This window comes from Faecalibacillus intestinalis, from assembly GCF_015097455.1.
Taxonomy (GTDB): domain Bacteria; phylum Bacillota_I; class Bacilli_A; order Erysipelotrichales; family Coprobacillaceae; genus Faecalibacillus; species Faecalibacillus intestinalis.
On the sequence record NZ_AP024085.1, the window covers coordinates 2,309,145 to 2,326,871 of the forward strand.

The 17,727-nt window shown below is 29.4% G+C and carries 17 protein-coding genes and 1 tRNA gene; 3 read left to right on the plus strand and 15 right to left on the minus strand.

The genetic code is table 11. The features are described from left to right. Window positions 1-135: 135 nt before the first annotated feature. The 5 genes from Fi14EGH31_RS12295 to Fi14EGH31_RS12315 form a co-directional block, all read right to left on the minus strand. Window positions 136-212, minus strand: a tRNA-Arg gene (locus Fi14EGH31_RS12295). Window positions 213-358: 146 nt separating this feature from the next. Beyond that, window positions 359-1,456 (minus strand): AI-2E family transporter, encoded by a 1,098-nt coding sequence (locus Fi14EGH31_RS12300; RefSeq protein WP_022001204.1) that lies wholly within the window; start codon window positions 1,454-1,456, stop codon window positions 359-361. A gap of 26 nt (window positions 1,457-1,482) precedes the next feature. Further along, window positions 1,483-1,665 carry a hypothetical protein gene (locus Fi14EGH31_RS12305; protein WP_022001205.1) on the minus strand — a complete coding sequence of 61 codons (183 nt, stop codon included), beginning with the start codon at window positions 1,663-1,665 and terminating at the stop codon, window positions 1,483-1,485. Between the two features lie 23 nt (window positions 1,666-1,688). Then, window positions 1,689-2,273, minus strand: coding sequence for a phosphatase PAP2 family protein (locus Fi14EGH31_RS12310; RefSeq protein ID WP_107030215.1), 585 nt, complete (start codon window positions 2,271-2,273; stop codon window positions 1,689-1,691). Between the two features lies 1 nt (window position 2,274). After that, complete coding sequence (locus Fi14EGH31_RS12315) at window positions 2,275-3,246, minus strand: glycosyltransferase family 2 protein (protein WP_158546527.1); 972 nt, start codon at window positions 3,244-3,246, stop codon at window positions 2,275-2,277. Window positions 3,247-3,357: 111 nt separating this feature from the next. Here Fi14EGH31_RS12315 and Fi14EGH31_RS12320 point away from each other — a divergent pair, with 111 nt between their 5' ends. After that, window positions 3,358-3,636: a hypothetical protein gene (locus Fi14EGH31_RS12320; RefSeq protein ID WP_117346383.1), complete on the plus strand. Its 279-nt coding sequence runs from the start codon at window positions 3,358-3,360 to the stop codon at window positions 3,634-3,636. A gap of 10 nt (window positions 3,637-3,646) precedes the next feature. On the opposite strand, the gene Fi14EGH31_RS12325 is transcribed toward Fi14EGH31_RS12320, so the two are convergent. Further along, complete coding sequence (locus tag Fi14EGH31_RS12325) at window positions 3,647-4,240, minus strand: ribonuclease H1 domain-containing protein (protein WP_200764868.1); 594 nt, start codon at window positions 4,238-4,240, stop codon at window positions 3,647-3,649. A gap of 108 nt (window positions 4,241-4,348) precedes the next feature. On the opposite strand from Fi14EGH31_RS12325, the gene Fi14EGH31_RS12330 reads away from it, so the two are divergent. Continuing rightward, window positions 4,349-5,248, plus strand: a complete 900-nt coding sequence (locus tag Fi14EGH31_RS12330) for a diacylglycerol/lipid kinase family protein (RefSeq protein ID WP_107030218.1) — start codon at window positions 4,349-4,351, stop codon at window positions 5,246-5,248. Window positions 5,249-5,292: 44 nt separating this feature from the next. On the opposite strand, the gene Fi14EGH31_RS12335 is transcribed toward Fi14EGH31_RS12330, so the two are convergent. The 4 genes from Fi14EGH31_RS12335 to Fi14EGH31_RS12350 form a co-directional block, all read right to left on the minus strand. Then, the gene (locus Fi14EGH31_RS12335) at window positions 5,293-6,234 is read right to left on the minus strand and encodes an Rpn family recombination-promoting nuclease/putative transposase (protein ID WP_200764869.1); all 942 of its coding nucleotides are present in this window, start codon (window positions 6,232-6,234) and stop codon (window positions 5,293-5,295) included. A gap of 200 nt (window positions 6,235-6,434) precedes the next feature. After that, window positions 6,435-8,285 (minus strand): ABC transporter ATP-binding protein, encoded by a 1,851-nt coding sequence (locus Fi14EGH31_RS12340; RefSeq protein WP_200764870.1) that lies wholly within the window; start codon window positions 8,283-8,285, stop codon window positions 6,435-6,437. Beyond that, window positions 8,285-10,015: an ABC transporter ATP-binding protein gene (locus tag Fi14EGH31_RS12345; RefSeq protein WP_117829034.1), complete on the minus strand. Its 1,731-nt coding sequence runs from the start codon at window positions 10,013-10,015 to the stop codon at window positions 8,285-8,287. The genes Fi14EGH31_RS12340 and Fi14EGH31_RS12345 overlap by 1 nt, the downstream gene beginning before the upstream one ends. Before the next feature lie 43 nt (window positions 10,016-10,058). Beyond that, window positions 10,059-10,502: a MarR family winged helix-turn-helix transcriptional regulator gene (locus tag Fi14EGH31_RS12350; RefSeq protein ID WP_200764871.1), complete on the minus strand. Its 444-nt coding sequence runs from the start codon at window positions 10,500-10,502 to the stop codon at window positions 10,059-10,061. Window positions 10,503-10,625: 123 nt separating this feature from the next. Between Fi14EGH31_RS12350 and pepT the strand changes: the two genes are divergently transcribed. Further along, window positions 10,626-11,846: a peptidase T gene (pepT, locus tag Fi14EGH31_RS12355; protein WP_200764872.1), complete on the plus strand. Its 1,221-nt coding sequence runs from the start codon at window positions 10,626-10,628 to the stop codon at window positions 11,844-11,846. A 25-nt stretch (window positions 11,847-11,871) separates the two neighbouring features. Here pepT and Fi14EGH31_RS12360 read toward each other — a convergent pair whose 3' ends face one another. From Fi14EGH31_RS12360 to Fi14EGH31_RS12380, 5 genes are all read right to left on the minus strand, one after another. After that, complete coding sequence (locus Fi14EGH31_RS12360) at window positions 11,872-12,801, minus strand: ABC transporter ATP-binding protein (RefSeq protein WP_107030227.1); 930 nt, start codon at window positions 12,799-12,801, stop codon at window positions 11,872-11,874. Further along, the gene (locus tag Fi14EGH31_RS12365) at window positions 12,801-13,886 is read right to left on the minus strand and encodes an ABC transporter ATP-binding protein (protein ID WP_200764873.1); all 1,086 of its coding nucleotides are present in this window, start codon (window positions 13,884-13,886) and stop codon (window positions 12,801-12,803) included. Before Fi14EGH31_RS12365 ends, Fi14EGH31_RS12360 begins: the two co-directional genes overlap by 1 nt. A 2-nt stretch (window positions 13,887-13,888) precedes the next feature. Next, window positions 13,889-14,821 carry an ABC transporter permease gene (locus Fi14EGH31_RS12370; protein ID WP_200764874.1) on the minus strand — a complete coding sequence of 311 codons (933 nt, stop codon included), beginning with the start codon at window positions 14,819-14,821 and terminating at the stop codon, window positions 13,889-13,891. A gap of 2 nt (window positions 14,822-14,823) precedes the next feature. Next, a complete protein-coding gene (locus Fi14EGH31_RS12375) occupies window positions 14,824-15,768 on the minus strand; it encodes an ABC transporter permease (protein WP_032089801.1) in 945 nt (314 codons plus the stop codon). Window positions 15,769-15,856: 88 nt separating this feature from the next. Then, window positions 15,857-17,476, minus strand: coding sequence for a peptide ABC transporter substrate-binding protein (locus Fi14EGH31_RS12380; protein ID WP_117829038.1), 1,620 nt, complete (start codon window positions 17,474-17,476; stop codon window positions 15,857-15,859). Window positions 17,477-17,727 lie beyond the last annotated feature (251 nt).

The window sequence follows — 17,727 nt, forward strand, 5'->3', positions numbered from 1 at the left end:
TACTTCCTTAAAAGTCTTAAAAAAATATCGAATAAAAAATGACTGATTGAAAACAATTCATATTCAGCGTAAATAGAAAGCTATAAATAAGAAAACGCTGAAAACCTTGTAAAATAAGGCTTTCAGCGGAGTTTGTGGCGTCCCAGACAGGAGTCGAACCTGCGACGTTTCGCTTAGGAGGCGAACCCTCTATCCTGCTGAGGTACTGGGACATTCTTAAAAATCTATTCAATTTTATCTAGTTATCATATCAAAAGGCGTTTGTTACGCCTAGCCCTTAGGAGGCGATTGCATTATCCAGCTATGCTACGAGGACAAAGCCTCTATTATCCTAACAAATATTTATTTAAAATACAATCTATGTATCTAATTCTTTCATTTTATTACGAAAGTCAATGATATCATTAAAAAGCATACGAATGACACAAATCATTGGTACTCCAAGGAACATTCCAATAAAGCCAAAGAAATGTCCAAAGACGGTAATAGAAAGTAAAACCCAAAATGGTGAAATACCAACAACATCTCCTAGAATCTTTGGTCCTAAGAATAAACCATCAAATTGTTGTAAAGCAAAGACAAAAACTAAGACCGCTAAAGCATGGAATAAATCTCCTGTCATCAAGGCTACAAGAACAGCAGGAAACCCACCGATAAATGGTCCAAAATAAGGAATCATATTCGTAATCAAAATAAAGACAGCAAGAATTGGGAAGAATTTTACTTTTAAAATAGCGAGTCCAATAAATGCGATAATTCCAATAATTAACGAATCTAAGAATTTACCATAAATAAATTGTCCAAAGATTCGATGTGAGCGTACTGCATAATCATGAATAAGTTCTATTTTTTCTTTTGACATAAAAAGTGAACATAAACGATCAAAGATACCTACAAGCTTTTTTGCTTCAATTAAAACATAAGGTGTAAAAATCAAACCTAAAACAGCTGTAATAATCGTACTTCCTGCTTTAAAGAGAGTCCCAAGTGTCGCAATAGGATCAATAGCTTCAATTGAATTAACATATTTAACAACCATTTCATCTATCTTAATGATAACTTCACTGGCAAGATTACTTCCTAAATAAGTTTCCAATGTTTTTTCAAAGTTTTTAATATACAAGGTTAAATTATCCGCAATATTAACAACATAATTGACAAGTGCTGGAATGATTGCAATCATTAAAACAACAATAATTAAAACAAAGACAACAAAAACAAAAATAGAAGAAATTGTATGACTATATTTAATAAGCTTTTTATTTTGAAAAGAATCTAAAAACATTTCAAATTTATAAACCAATGGTTGTAAAAAATAAGCAAGTATTGCTCCTACTATTAAAGGAATAAAAGCTGATAAAATATTGGAAAACAATGAAATATCAAATGTTTTATAAATAAAAATAATAACACACGCACACAAAATAATTCCTACATAATTCTTTACTGTCCTCATTTTAAACCACCTCAAACTTTTTTCCATTATATCACACTCTCTATATTTTTACGATGCTTATTCCAACTTCTTAATAATCTTTTTATATAATAAATACTCATTTTTTCATAAACTTCTTGAGTCTTTAAATCTACTAAACAATAATCTTGTTCATATTTTATAATGGTCAAACCATAATGATATAAACCACTAATGATATCAATATCCAATAAAAAAACCTCCTTTACACATTCTATGTATAAAGTGAGGTATTATAATAAATAAATAATAAATAGCTTAAAGACAGCAAAAAGCCACCTATAACATCAGAAAAATAATGTACACCTAGATAAATTCTACTTAAACCTATTAATAAAATCATCATTGCTAATAATGTCATGATAAGTTTTTTATATTTTAAAGAACTTTGATAAACTTCTATAATCAATAATCCATAACCAATCATTGCTGACATACTATGTCCACTAGGAAAACTATAATTCGTTTCTTTTACTAAATGTAATCTTTGAGGAGGTCTTGGTCTTTTAATAATATATTTAATAAGTCTATTTATTCCTTGTCCTATTAGTAAATGGATACCTATCAAAAGTTCTTTTTTATCTTTTAAAAACATTAATACTACAACTAATAAAACATAAAACCATGTACTTCCTAATGTTGAACAAAGTTTAAAAAAGGATGTCATAAAATCACATCTTAAATTTTGTACTAAATGATAAATCATCCAATCTAATGGTTGGATGATTTGAAAATAAATCAATAAATAATCTAAAACAAATAAACTTAAGGGTATAACAAATAATAATTTCTTCTTCATTCTATTCCTCTATTTCTAATTGATATACTTTTTCAAATATTTTAATTAACATATCATATAATTTTTGATTATTACTACTTAATAAAAATCCATAAACACGTTTTGTAAGTGCTTTGTATAATTTAGGATCATTAAATCCTAAATATGCATTTAATAATTCAATTTGTTCCTTTTGATTTGATTTTAATAATAAATAAACAGTAAGCACATAGACCTTTGATAAATATTCAATAACATAAGTTCTTTGTCTTCTACTCTTTAATGAATAAACATCATATAAATCCCATAAACTTTTCATTAAATCTATATAGCTATTTGATTTAGAAATATGAATTTTTCGATGTGATCCATAACAATGAAATGGTACATTTAAATAATACATTGATTTAATATAAGGAATTATTCCATAAACGGTTAACTCATTATAAAAAATATTTTCTTCATCCGTTTTTATTTTTCTTAGAGTACTTGTTTTAATAATAACTGATCCTAAATCTATTTGAAAATGCTTATGAAATGCTTTTATATTATGCCATTCAAAAATAGTTTCTGTTGGAAAAATATTTTTATATGAAACTCTTTTTTCTTTTTTTTGAGGAACTACATATTTATAATCTGTAAGTAATACATCTAAATTTGCTTGAATACGAATAAAATCACGAATTGTTTCTACAACACTTACAAGTGATGGTTGATCTAAATAATCAAAGCATTGAAGTATCTTAAAATAAAGTCCTTCGCTATATTTTAAAGCTGTTTTTAAAAAAGGAACATCTTCTTTAGTTGTAATAACTTTAACGGTATCTGGATAAGCTTCTTCATATTCTCTAGCAACTTGTAAAGTTTCATCATGTGAATGACGATCAACAATTAAAACTTCTACCTCATCTTTCATTAAAAGACATGAGTTAATTGCTTTATGCATTTCCATAATTGAGTTATAACAAGGGATACATACTGTTAGTAATTTCATAATTAAAATCCTCCAAAAATATTTTATCATAATTTATCTATTAGTTCACGTTTTATTGCATTTACCTTGATTTTATGCTATTTTATTAAGGTATCTAAAGGAGGAAATTATATGCATTTTGTTATTAATGTATTTGTTACAGCTGTATGTTTTATCTCTATTATTTTATTTAAAGAGATTCTTAATAAAATTGTGAAAGTCTTATTAAGTGTTATTGGATGTGGTACATTATCTTATGCACTTGCTATTCTTGTTAAAAAATGTGGAGAATGGTTTGGATGCTGGTCTGGTGATGCTCAATATATCAAAAGCGATTTCTTATGGATTTATGCTATTGTTCTAGTTGTTTATATTATTATTAATATTATTGCTAAAAAAAATAAAGCTTAATTTTCAAGCTTTATTTTTTTATACCCACTGCTTTTTTAGCCAGCCCATCAGCAACTTCATTATAATAATCCCCACTATGTGCTAAAACCTTTTGAAAATAAATATCTATCTTCTTTTTCATATCATTGATTGTTTTAACATAATTTTGAGTTTGTTCCTTATTTGCTTTCCATAAACCTGTCGCCCATTTTTCAATACCTTCATAATCATAATAAATGCAAATAGACTCATAATGATGATCAATTGCATATTGAATAGCATTCATACACCCAAGAATTTCTCCTGAAACATTACGCATTGAAGAATACTCAGGAATATTCCCTTTACCTAATAATTGTTGAATAACTTGTTGCCCTTCAATTAAAACACAACCATAGCCATATTCTTTTGTTTTAATATTATAACTACCATCAACATAAGCAAGTAAAGTTAAATCATCACTTACTTTTTTTACTTCTTTACCAATAAATGCTTTTGCTTCATCTTCACTTGTAAAAGATTTATAAACTGCTCCTGAATAACCATTAACTTGTTCTTTACATTCATCCCATGACATATAAATTCCTGGTTTTTTTCCTTCTTTTACTGCATAAAATTTTGCCATAATAAACTCCTTTGCTTATTCTATTTTATTATAATCATTGAAACAATGATTGTATATCTTTTTTAATTGTTTTAAAATGTATATAGTATATTTAAGTGAGGTAGTAACATGAAACGTTGTCTTATTATTATTAATCCATCATCTGGAAAACATATTATTCAAAATAAACTAGATCGTATTATTGGTCAATTAACATTACAAAACATTGTAGAACATTTTGAAATATTTTATACAGAAAAAAAAGATGATGCCTATTATAAAGCAAAAGACTGTGATGAAAATCAATATGATTTTATCATGTCTGTTGGTGGTGATGGTACTTTAAATGAAGTTATTTCTGGAATGGTTGATAGTCATAAAAAAATTCCTTTATGTATTTTAGCAGCAGGTACCGTTAATGATTTTGCTAATTATTTAAATATTCCAAGTTCAGTAAATGGTATTGTGGAAATGATTAAAAATTTCAATGTTATTTCTAGTGATGTTGGGAAAATCAATGACCAATATTTTATTAATGTAGCAGCAGCGGGAATGTTTTCTGATATTTCGTTTGTTGTATCAAAAGAAGAAAAGAAAAAATTTGGTCCTTTAGCTTATTATTTTAAAGGAATGACACAACTTCCTCAACAATTATCAACAAATCTTCATTTAAATGTAACTGTAGATAATGAATCTTTTGAAGAAGATGCTTATATGTTTGCAATTACAAACACTAATCGTGTTGGTGGTTTCGATGGTATTATTCCTTTTGCAGATATCAATGATGGTAAATTAGATTTAGTGATTGTAAAAAGATGTTCAATCACAGATTTAATTGCACTCATTAAAGATTATCGTTTTGGTAAACACGATAAGAGTCCTTTTATCCATTATATTCAAGGACAACATATTCACATTACTTGTGATCAAGATCTTACAATGGATATAGATGGTGAAGAAGGCACACATCTTCCTATTGATGTACATAATTTACAAAAATCAATTCAATTATTAGTTCCTTTAAAATAATATTTAAAAAGAAATCATTGCTTTTCATGATTTCTTTTTTTTGTTTAATGAATTAACTTTAAAACATCATTTTCACTTTGTATATCAAAAATAGATACTGTAAGCTTATTTACTTTTTCCATCGTACTACTTCTTATCGTATTTTCTGTTTCTTTTGATAAATCTCCTAACTTACATCTTAATTGCATTAATAAAGTATTTTGTTTTTCTTCTAATTTACCTTCATTTCTTCCAACAAGAATACCTTCTTCACGTCCTTCACTTCTAAATCCTTCTGCCATTCTTTCCATTCCTTCGCACATATCCATCTCATCTCCTTCTACAATATCTTTAATCATATCCAAACTCCCTGTAATTATCGCTGCATAAATCAAATTATTGGTATTCATCTTTCTTTTTTGATGTAATTTTATATAGTCTCCCTTATACATTGCTTGAATGGCTTCTATAAAATAGCGTGTTTGTTCATCTTTGATCTTACTTGTATCCATTTCTTTAACATCTACTAAGATGATTTTCCAATCATTAAAGCATTTCTTTAATTCTTCTGGTATTTCAAAATAATCACTGAGTTTTACAGGTACATTCCATTTCTTTGGTCCTGTATAAAAGGCAACCATGATTTGTGGTACTAATCTTTTATACTCTTTATTTTCTAACTGTTTTAAATATTCCAACATTTCATAGATGGCACATCTAACCACCATTGCTTGATCAACACTACTTTGATGTTCTACTCCTAGTATACAGTAGATTCCATTAATATCACTTTTAACAACAATATCTCTTCTTCTTTTTTTATCCTCTATTCTTTTTGAATCATTGATAATAAAAGCTGTATCATTTTCATAACGCACAAGATTTTCAGGACGAATGAGTTGTTCTCCTTCAAATACAACTGCATTAATAAAAGATGCAAAACTGACATCATTACTTAAGAATATCCGACATGCACTATCAGAGGTTACCTTATTGATGGGTATCATACACATTACCTACTTTCTATTGAGTTGAAGTAACGTCATCTAGATTTATTACAAGTAGATTATAACATGTATGTACTTAATATTTGTCTCAAGTTTGTCTCAAATTTGTCTCACAAATGTCTCATTTCTTATACTTATTTTATCTTTCAATTTTTACTATTTCAATGGACATTTAGTCCAAAGAAAAAGCTATTGATGGATTAATCCATTTCAATAGCTCCTGTATATAATTGATAATATTTACCTTTTTCTTTAATAAGTGATTGATGATTTCCTCTTTCAATAATATGTCCTTGTTCTAAGACCATAATACAATCACTATTTTTAATTGTTGATAAACGATGGGCAATAACAAGTGTTGTTCTACCATGCATTAATTTATCCATACCATCTTGTACAAGTTTTTCTGTACGAGAATCAATAGAAGAAGTTGCTTCATCCAAAATAAGTGCAGGAGGATTAGCAACAGCAGCACGGGCAATCGCTAATAATTGTCTTTGTCCTTGAGATAAATTAGCTCCATCTCCTGTAAGCATTGTTTGATAACCCTCTGGTAAATGTTTTACAAATAAATCAGCATTAGCAAGTTTTGCTGCCTCAATACATTCTTCATCCGTAGCATCAAGACGACCATAGCGAATATTATCCATAACTGTTCCAGTAAATAAATGTGTATCTTGTAATACCACACCTAATGATCTTCTTAAATCATCTTTTTTAATCAATTTAATATCAATACCATCATAAGTAATTGATCCTTTTTGAATATCATAGAAACGATTAATTAGGTTAGTAATCGTTGTTTTACCTGCACCTGTCGCTCCAACAAAGGCTATCTTTTCACCAGGATTAGCATAAACATCAACATTGTGTAAAACCATACGATCATCAAAATAACCAAAATCAACACCTTCTATACGAATATCACCCTTCATTTCTACAAGTTCAACATGATCATCGCTTCTTGGATGTTTCCAAGCCCAATGCCCAGTTCTTTTATCTGTTTCAACCATTTTTCCATCAACAGTTTCTACACGACATAAAGTCACAACACCTTGATCATCTTCACTTTCTTGATCTAATAAATCAAAAATACGTCCTGCACCTGCTTGTGCCATCGCTACAGCATTGATTTGTTGAGAAATTTGTCCAATTGGTTGATTAAAGCTTTTATTAAGTGTTAAGAAAGCAACAAGTGTCCCAATTGTAAGTGAGAAATGTCCATTTAAAGCAAGAATTGCTCCTACGAAGGCACAAATAATATAAGAAACATTTCCTAATTGAACCGTAACTGGCATTAAGATATTCGCAAATTTATGAGCTTGATAAGCACTTTCTCTTAATTCATCATTTAATTTTCTAAAATCAGCAATAGCTTGTTCTTCGTGATTGAACACTTTAACAACTTTTTGACCTGAAATCATTTCTTCAATATAACCATTAACTTTACCTAAATCATTTTGTTGTTTAACGAAGAATTTTCCTGATAAAGAACCAAGTTTTCTTGAAACTACAAGCATTACCATTAACATACATACACTTAATACAGTTAAAGGAATATTTAAGATAATCATTGAGACAAATGTTGTCACAATTGTCATACAACTTGAAATAAGTTGAGGAATTGATTGAGAAATCAATTGTCTTAAGGTATCAATATCATTTGTATAGACTGACATTGTATCTCCATGAGGAGTTCTGTCAAAATAACGAATTGGTAAAGATTCCATATGTTCAAACATATCAATTCTTAAATCTCTTAAGAACCCTTGTGTTACATAAACCATAATACGGTTAAAGGTAAAGGCACATACAACCCCACAAGCATATAAACAAGCTACACGAATTAAAGCATGTAATAATCCACTAAAATCAGGAGAAGAGCTCTTTAATAAAGGAACAATATAATCATCAATCAATGTTTGCATAAACATTGTTCCTTGAACATTAAATAAAGCATTTCCAATAATACATAAAACAACAACAATTAAATGAATCTTATATTTACTCCATAACATCTTAAGTAAACGTTTCATTGTTCCTTCTTTCATTATTTTTCCTCCTTTCCTTTCATTTGTGTTTCATAAATTGTACGATAAATTTCATTTGTTTCTAATAAATTTTCATGTGTATCAAATCCATCAACTACTCCATCATTTAAAACAATAATACGACTTGCATTTTGTACTGATGAAATACGTTGAGAGATAATAATTTTAGTTGTATCAGGGATACGTTCGTTAAATGATTCTTGAATACTTGCATCTGTAGCAGTATCAACTGCACTTGTTGAATCATCTAAAATTAAGATTTTAGGATTTTTAAGTAATGCTCTAGCAATACATAAACGTTGTTTTTGTCCACCAGATACATTTGAACCACCTTGTTCAATATACGTATTATAACCATCTTCAAAACGATCAATAAACTCATCAGCACAAGCTAAACGACAAGCTTCTTTACATTCTTCTTCTGTAGCATTTTCATTACCCCATCTTAAGTTTTGTAAGATTGTTCCACTGAATAAGACATTCTTTTGTAATACGACAGAAACTTCATCTCTTAAAACTTCAAGGTCATAATTACGAACATCTTGTCCACCAACAACAACACTACCTTCATCTACATCATATAAACGTGAAATTAAATTAACTAAACTACTTTTAGCACTTCCCGTACCACCAATAATACCAATTGTTTCACCACTTTTGATATGTAGATCTACATCTTTTAAAACAGCTTCTCCACTACCATGTTTATAAGAAAAAACAACATGATTGAAATCAATTGAACCATCTTTTACTTCAGTTAAAGCTTCTTGAGGAGATACTAAATCAGATTGTTCATTAATAACTTCAGCAATACGTCTTCCTGAAGCAAGTGACATTGTAATCATAACAAATGCCATTGAAAGCATCATTAATGACATCATAATGTTCATTACATAACTAAATAAACTTGTAAGTTCACCTGTTGTAAGGGTTCCTCCTACAATCGCTTTAGCACCTAACCATGAAAGCATTAAAATTGAACCATAGACAGCAATTAACATTGCTGGGCTATTATAAGATAAAACAGATTCTGCTTTAACAAATAATTTATAAATATTTTGTGCTGCTTTTCTAAATTTTTCATTTTCATATTTTTCTCTAACAAAAGATTTAACAACACGAATACCTACAACGTTTTCTTGAACACTTTCATTTAAAGTATCATATTTAGGAAAAACATCATTAAAGTATTTTGTAGCATGATACATAATTGTTACAAGCACAGCTACTAAGAAAACAATCGCTACAACGAAAATCATACTTAATTTAAAGTTGATCATCATCGCCATTGCAAGGGCACAAATAAGATTCATTGGTGCACGAATACACATACGAATAATCATTTGATAGGCATTTTGTACATTTGTAACATCTGTTGTAAGACGTGTTACAAGTCCAGCTGTACTGTATTTATCAATATTTGAAAATGAGTATGTTTGAATATTAGTATACATCGCATCTCTTAAATTAGCAGCAAATCCTGTAGAAGCTTTTGCTGCGTGATTTCCTGCTAAAAAACCGAGAGATAATGTTCCAAGGGCAATAACAAACATCAAAGCCCCATATTTTGTGACATTTGACATGTTTCCCGCTTCAATTCCTTTATCAATTAAACTTGCCATAAGTAAAGGAATCATAATTTCTAAAACAACTTCTAATGTTGCAAATAACATTGTAAGTAAAGAATCTTTTTTATATTCTTTGATTTGTTTTATTAAAGTTTTTACCATAATTGACTTCCTTTCCTATTCATTTACCGAACTTCATGAATATTTATAAATCTTCTTTGATGTTATTAATTAATTTATCGGCTATTTTAATAAACGTATTTATTTCTTCTTCAGATAAATCTTTAACAAGTTTTTGATGCATTTCTTTCAGATTTTCTTCAATTTGTCGATTATGATTTCTTGAAGATTCTGTTAAAACGATTTTCTTTAATCTTGCATCATACTCTACCTCTTCTCGTTCAATCATTCCCTTTTTACACATCAATTTCAACATTTCTGATGTCGTAGAACGATTGATTGAAAATTCTTTTTCTATATCTTTAGGAAATGTATCAAGCCCACTATCTTCTCTATCTTGAACAAACCCAATGATCCAACAATGCATTAAAGTAGCTCGATCAGGCCTCCGACCTACTTTCTTATCCATTGCTTTTCTCATTAAATTATTTATGGTCTTAATACGATGTCCAATTGGATCTCTATACATATCATTCCTCCTGTATTGTTCGGTTACGAATTGTATGGTAACATACATTTTTTGATTTGTAAAGTATTTCATAGAAGTTCATAGTTTTTCGTTGTATAATAATGAAGAAAGTGAGGAAGACAAATGGAAATTAAAGAAAGATTTTTAAATTACGTCAGTTTTGATACACAATCAGATAGTTATTCACATACTGTTCCTTCAACTTCAAAACAATTAAAATTAGGAAATTATTTAGTTGAAGAATTAAAATCATTAGGAATTGAAAACGCAAAAATAGATGAATTTGGTGTTGTTTATGGAACAATTCCTAGTAATAATAATCATCAAGGAGATGTCATAGGTTTTATTGCCCACATGGATACTTCCCCTGATGCAAGTGGTAAAGATATTCATCCACAAATTATCAAAAATTATCAAGGACAAAAAATTACTTTAAATGAAGATAAAAAACTTTATCTAGACCCTGAACAATATCCTCAACTCTTACATCTTATTCATCATGATTTAATTACTACAGATGGAACAACTTTATTAGGAGCTGACGATAAAGCAGGAATTGCTATCATTATGCAAATGGTTGAATATCTACACACACATCCTGAATTTAAACATAATGATATACAAATTGCTTTTACACCAGATGAAGAAATTGGTTGTGGAAGTAATCATTTTGATGTGAAATACTTTAATGCTGATTATGCCTATACAATTGATGGAGGAGATATTCATATTGTTGAATATGAAAACTTTAATGCTTTTTCAGCAAAAGTGAATATTCATGGTAGAAGTATTCATCCTGGAAGTGCTAAAAATAAAATGATTAATTCTACACGTGTTGCTTATGAATTTGATTCATTATTACCAGTTCATATGCGTCCTGAATCTACTGAAGGCTATGAAGGTTTCAATCATCTTCATGCTATTCAAGGAACTTGTGAAGAAACAACAATGGATTATATAATTCGAAATCATGACTTACAACAAGCAAAAAAACAATGTCAAGAATTTATTGACATTGTTGAATTCTTAAATAAAAAATATGGTTATCAAATTATTGATTTAACAATTACTGAAAGCTACTTAAATATGAAAGAAGCTTTAAAAGATCATATGTTTATTGTTGAACAAGCATTAGCTGCTATTAAAGAAAATGGCTTAGAAGCCTCTTGTTCACCAATTAGAGGTGGAACAGATGGTGCACGTTTAACATTTATGGGACTTCCTTGTCCTAATCTAGGAACAGGTGGTTTTAATTATCATGGTCCTTATGAATATTGTTCCTTAACAATGATGGAAAAACAAGTCGAGATATTACTTCATATTTTAAAAAATACTACTAAATAAAAAAGTTTAGAGTTTTCGCTCTAAACTATTTTTTTGTCCATTTTTCAAATTCTTCATCAGTAGCTAAAACATAATGAGTTCCATCTACTAAATGTTCAGTACCTTTTGTATAATCGACTCCACTTTCTTTATAATCGTAAGTAAATGATTTACGTACTTTTTCTACACGTGGATTAGGATGAGGAATTGCACTTAATAATGATTTTGTATATGGATGAATTGGGTTATCAAAGATTTCTTCAGTAGTTCCTGTTTCTACTAGATGACCTAAATGTAATACCCCAATTTTATCACTAATATATTTAACCATTGATAAGTCATGAGCAATGAATAAATAAGCAATTCCTGTTTCTTTTTGAATCTTTTTCATTAAGTTAACAACTTGTGCTTGAATAGAAACGTCTAACGCTGAAATAGCTTCATCAGCAATAATTAAATCAGGATTCATAATTAAAGCTCTGGCAATACCAATACGTTGTCTTTGTCCACCTGAGAATTGATGTGGATAACGTGAAGCATGTTCTCTTGATAAACCAACAAGTTCAAGCATTTCATAAATTTTTTCATTTCTTTCTTCAATAGAAGAATAAGATTTATGAATATCTAAACCTTGACCAATGATATCAATAACTTTCTTTCTTGGATTTAAACAAGCCATTGGATCTTGGAAAATCATTTGCATCTTTGTATGTAATTCTTTAGATGTTTCCTTATTTAATTTTCCTCCAATTTCTTTTCCGTTGAAAACAATTGATCCAGAAGTTGGTTTATATAAACGAATAATACTTCTACCAGTAGTTGATTTACCTGAACCAGATTCACCTACCAAACCATAAGTTTCACCTGGCATAATATCAAAGGAAATACCATCTACCGCTTTTACAGTAAAGTTACGATTAATTTTAAAATGTTGTTTTAAATCTTTAACGACAAGGATAGGTTCTTTCTTTTCCATTATTCAACACCCTCCTTTTTCATTTTTTCTAATCTGTTTTTTAATTCAGTTGGCATTTCAACCTTAGGTGCTTTTTCATGCATTAACCATGAAGCAACTTTATGAGTTGTACTACCAGGTACTTTAAACATTGGAGGTTCAATTCTTAAGTCAATATTTAAAGCATACTTATTACGTGGAGCAAAAGCATCACCTTTTACTTCATGTGCTAAGTTTGGTGGTGTACCAGGGATCGTGTATAATTCATCATCATCAGTATCCAAATCTGGCATAGATGATAATAATCCCCAAGTATATGGATGACGTGGATCATAGAAAATTTCATCAATTGTTCCAGTTTCTACGATTTTACCAGCGTACATAACATTTACATAATCAGCTACTTTAGCAACAACACCTAAGTCATGTGTGATATAAATAACTGATAAATCTTTTTTCTTTTGAATATCTTGAATTAATTCAAGAATTTTAGCTTGGATAGTAACATCCAATGCAGTTGTAGGTTCATCACAAATCAAAACATAAGGATCACAAGATAAAGCAATTGCGATAACAATTCTTTGTCTCATCCCACCAGATAATTGGTGAGGATAGTTTTTCATACGTTTTTCAGCATTTGTAATACCTACTAATTGTAATAATTCAACAGCTTTTTTATAAGCTTCTTCTTTTGGTGTATTGTAATGATGAATCATTGGTTCCATAATTTGATTTCCAATTGTCATTGTAGGGTTTAATGATGTCATTGGATCTTGGAAAACCATTGCAATCTTACGACCACGGATTTCGCTTTGCATTTCTTTTTCACTTAATTGACAAATGTCTTTTGTGATTCTTTCACCTGTATTTTCATCTGTCCAAGTGTAGTTAATAGAACCACCATCAATTGAACCATTTCCAGCCATGATACCCATAATTGCTTTAGTAGTAACTGACTTACCTGATCCAGATTCACCAACGATAGCGATTGTTTCACCTCTATATAAATCTAAGTTAACACCACGAATTGCATTAACAGTTCCACTATCAGTTTTAAAAGAGATATTTAAATCTCTGACTTCTAATATTTTTTCTCTTTCTGCCATAATTACATCTCCTTCATAGTTGGATCAAGTGCATCACGAAGTCCATCACCAAATAAGTTGAAACTTAACATTAAGATAGAGAAAATAATAACTGGAATTACCATCATGTAAGGGTAAATAGTAATTGAGTTAAATCCATCATTAATTAATGTACCTAATGAAGCCATTGGAATTGGTAAACCTAAACCAACGAAAGACAAGTATGCTTCATAGAAGATAGCATTTGGAATAGACATCATAATCATAATAATCATTTGACTATAAATATTTGGTAAAATTTCTTTAAAGATAATAAATAAGTTACTAGCTCCTAAAGTACGTGAAGCTAAAACGAATTCTTCTTCTTTTACTCTTAAAACTTGAGCTCTTGTAATACGCGACATACCAATCCATTCAGTAAATGATAAAGCCATGATAATTGTGAATAATGATGCTTTCATCACCATTAATAACAATGTTAATATTACTAAAGTTGGGATAGAGTTTATGATTTCTTGAATTCTTTGCATTACTGAATCAACTTTACCTCCGAAATAACCAGAGATAAGTCCATATGTCATACCTACAATCACGTCAATGAAGATTGCGACTACAGCAATAAATAATGAATATCTTGTACCTGTCCAAACACGTACAAATAAATCACGCCCATAAGTGTCTGTACCAAAGAAATGTTCAGCACATGGCGAAATACTTGCAATTTTTGTATTGATTGCATCAAATTTATAAGATGAAAACATTGGTGCAAAAATTGCAAATACAGCAATAATTAAAATACAAATTAAACCGATAACGGCACCTTTATTCTTTTTAAAACGATTTAAAGAATCTTTCCAAGCAGGAAGTGATGGAGCAACAACGTCTTTAGTAATGTCTTGTTTATCTCCAACGAATTCAAAATCGTCTGGTAAAAATTCAATCTTTTCTAAATCCATTATTAATCATCCTTTCCTAATCTAATTCTTGGATCAATAATTCCATAAGAAATATCAATAATTAACATCATAAAGATATACATTGCAGCATATAAGAATGAACAAGCTAAAATGATGTTATAATCATTTGATAAAATACTATTAATTAATAATTTACCTAATCCAGGAACAGAACAAATCTTTTCAACAACCATAGTACCTGTCATTAAGTTAACTAAGATAGGTCCTAAAATTGTAATAACTGGAATTAAAGCATTTCTTAATGCATGTTTGAAAATTAAAGTTTTACGATCTAACCCTTTTGCTTTTGCAAGAGTCATATATTCACTTGTTAAAACTGAAACCATTTCAGTACGTGTAAAACGTGCAACGTTTGCAATAACACCGACAGATAAAGCTAAAATTGGCATAATTGATGATTTAATTGCATTCGATGAACTATATGAAGTTGGTAACAATCTTAATTTTGAAGCAAATAATAATAAAATTAACATTGCAAATACGAATGATGGGATGGAAACCCCAATTACAGAAATAACAGTAGCAATTGTATCCCAAATTGTATTTTTATGTAATGCAGCAAATACTCCTAAGAACATACCAATAACTGTTCCAATAATTACTGCACATAAACCGTAAATCATAGATAATTTTGCAGCACTTCCTACAAGTGAAGATACTTGCATATCTTTATATAAGTTAAATGAAACACCGAAATCCCCTGTTAACATATTTTGAATATAACGTACGAATTGAACCGGAATTGGTTGATCCAATCCATATTGTGCTTCAATAGCAGCTCTGGCTGAAGCACTTAGTTTTTCATTGTTAATTGGAGAACCTGGTAAAAATTTAACCATTAAAAATAATACCATTAAAATAACGAATAAAGTAATTAACGAAATAACTAAACGTTTTCCGATATATTTTAAGGTTGAATTACTCATCTTTTTTCCTCCTATATTTATTTAAAAAAGAAACACAATACAGAATACTATATTGTGTTGTCTTCTCTATGTTCTTTTTTAGATTGAACTATTTTGAAACATATTCGAATGTATATGGAACACCAACTGGTTTAATACCTAAGTTTTTAACTTTTGTATTTTGTAAAGTAGCAGTTCCTTTTTCGAATACTGGAATATATCCTAAATCTTCACATAAGATTTTTTCTGCATCGATCATTAATTGCCAACGAGCATTAGCATCAGTTTCACTGTTAACTTTTCCCATGATTGAATCATATTCAGCATTTGACCAATGACCATAGTTGTTATTGTTGTCAGTTAAAGCTAATGTTAAGTAAGTTGTAGGATCACCATAGTCAGGTCCCCAACGAGTTACTGATAAATCGAAATCTCCATTCTTTTGTTTATTGTAGATACGATCTTGTTTAGTAGTAGCAACCATTTCAATTTTTAATCCTTTTAAGCTAGAGAAAGCATTTTGTAAATAAGTTGCAAATACATCCATTGGAGATTCATCTGTACCATAAGTTAATCTTAAAGTAATTTCAGATTTTCCTAATTCTTTTAATCCTTCATCTAAAGCAGCTTGTGCAGCTTTTTTGTCATATGAAGTATATGTTGCAGCTTCATCACGGAAATCTTTTCCTTCTGGAGAAATTGATAATCCTGAAGGTACGAAACCTTTAGCAGCTTGTGAACCGTCTTTTAAAACATTTTCACATAAGTCTTTTCTGTTGATAGCTAATGATAAAGCTTTTCTTACATTTAAGTTAGCTAAATCAGCATTTTCTAAGTTTGGTTGAACGTAGAATAAGAATCCTTCAGAAATATTTTTGAATGATTCATCTTTTTTGTATTTATCAACTAAGTCTGAGTTGATAATAGCGAAATCAGTTTCACCTGCTTCAAAAGCTTGAGCAGCAACTTTTGGTTCTTGAACTAATTTCATCACTAATTTGTCGATTTTTACATCTTTAGCAGCATAGAATTTATCATTTTTTTCGAATTCAGCTACTGAACCTGGTTCCCAGTTTGTCATAACGAAAGCACCGTTACCTAAAATAGAATCAGCACTCTTACCATATTTATCACCTTGTTTTTCACAGAATTTTTGGTTAATTGGATAGAAACATGGGAATGACATTAATTCATCAAAGAACGAAACTCTTGTAGTTGTAGTAATTTCTAACGTTTTGTCGTCTACAGCTTTTACCCCTAATTTGTTTAAGTCTTCATCAGTTAAATCTTGTTCTGCATCGATTTTATCTGATAATTCTTGAGCACCTGCGATGCTAGCAATACCATCACAGAACATGTAATAGTAGTTTCCTTTCTTTTTGAAAATTCTTTGCCATGCATAAACGAAATCGTTTGCTGTCACAGCATCACCATTAGACCATTTAGCATCTCTTAATTTATAAGTGTGTGTTAAACCGTCTTCTGAAACTTCTGAAGATTTAGCAATACCATATGTAGTAGTACCATCTTTAGCAGGTTTCATTAGCCCATCAATAATTGCATGTAATGCAGTAAATGAGCATCCGTCTTCGGCATCTGATGAGTCTAAATTTTTGATATCTAATTCACTTGAATAAGTGTAAGTAGATGAATCATCACTAGATCCCCCACACCCAGCAAGAGTTAGAGCCATCATAGCACAAAGTACCATAGATAATAATTTTTTCATTTTTTCTCTTCCCTTCTATAAATCGCCTTTGTATACACTAATACGTATACAATAAAAATTTATGCTTTAATATTAGTACAATGCGTTATAGAAGTCAATAAAAAAGACGAACTTTGTATACAAAATTGCATTAGTGTTTATACAAAAAATATATTTTTCAATCTACATTCAAGAACAAAATAGCACAATTGTTTTTTATACATTAATTGTTGACGTTTATATTAATTGGAAGACAACATATTTTTTTATTC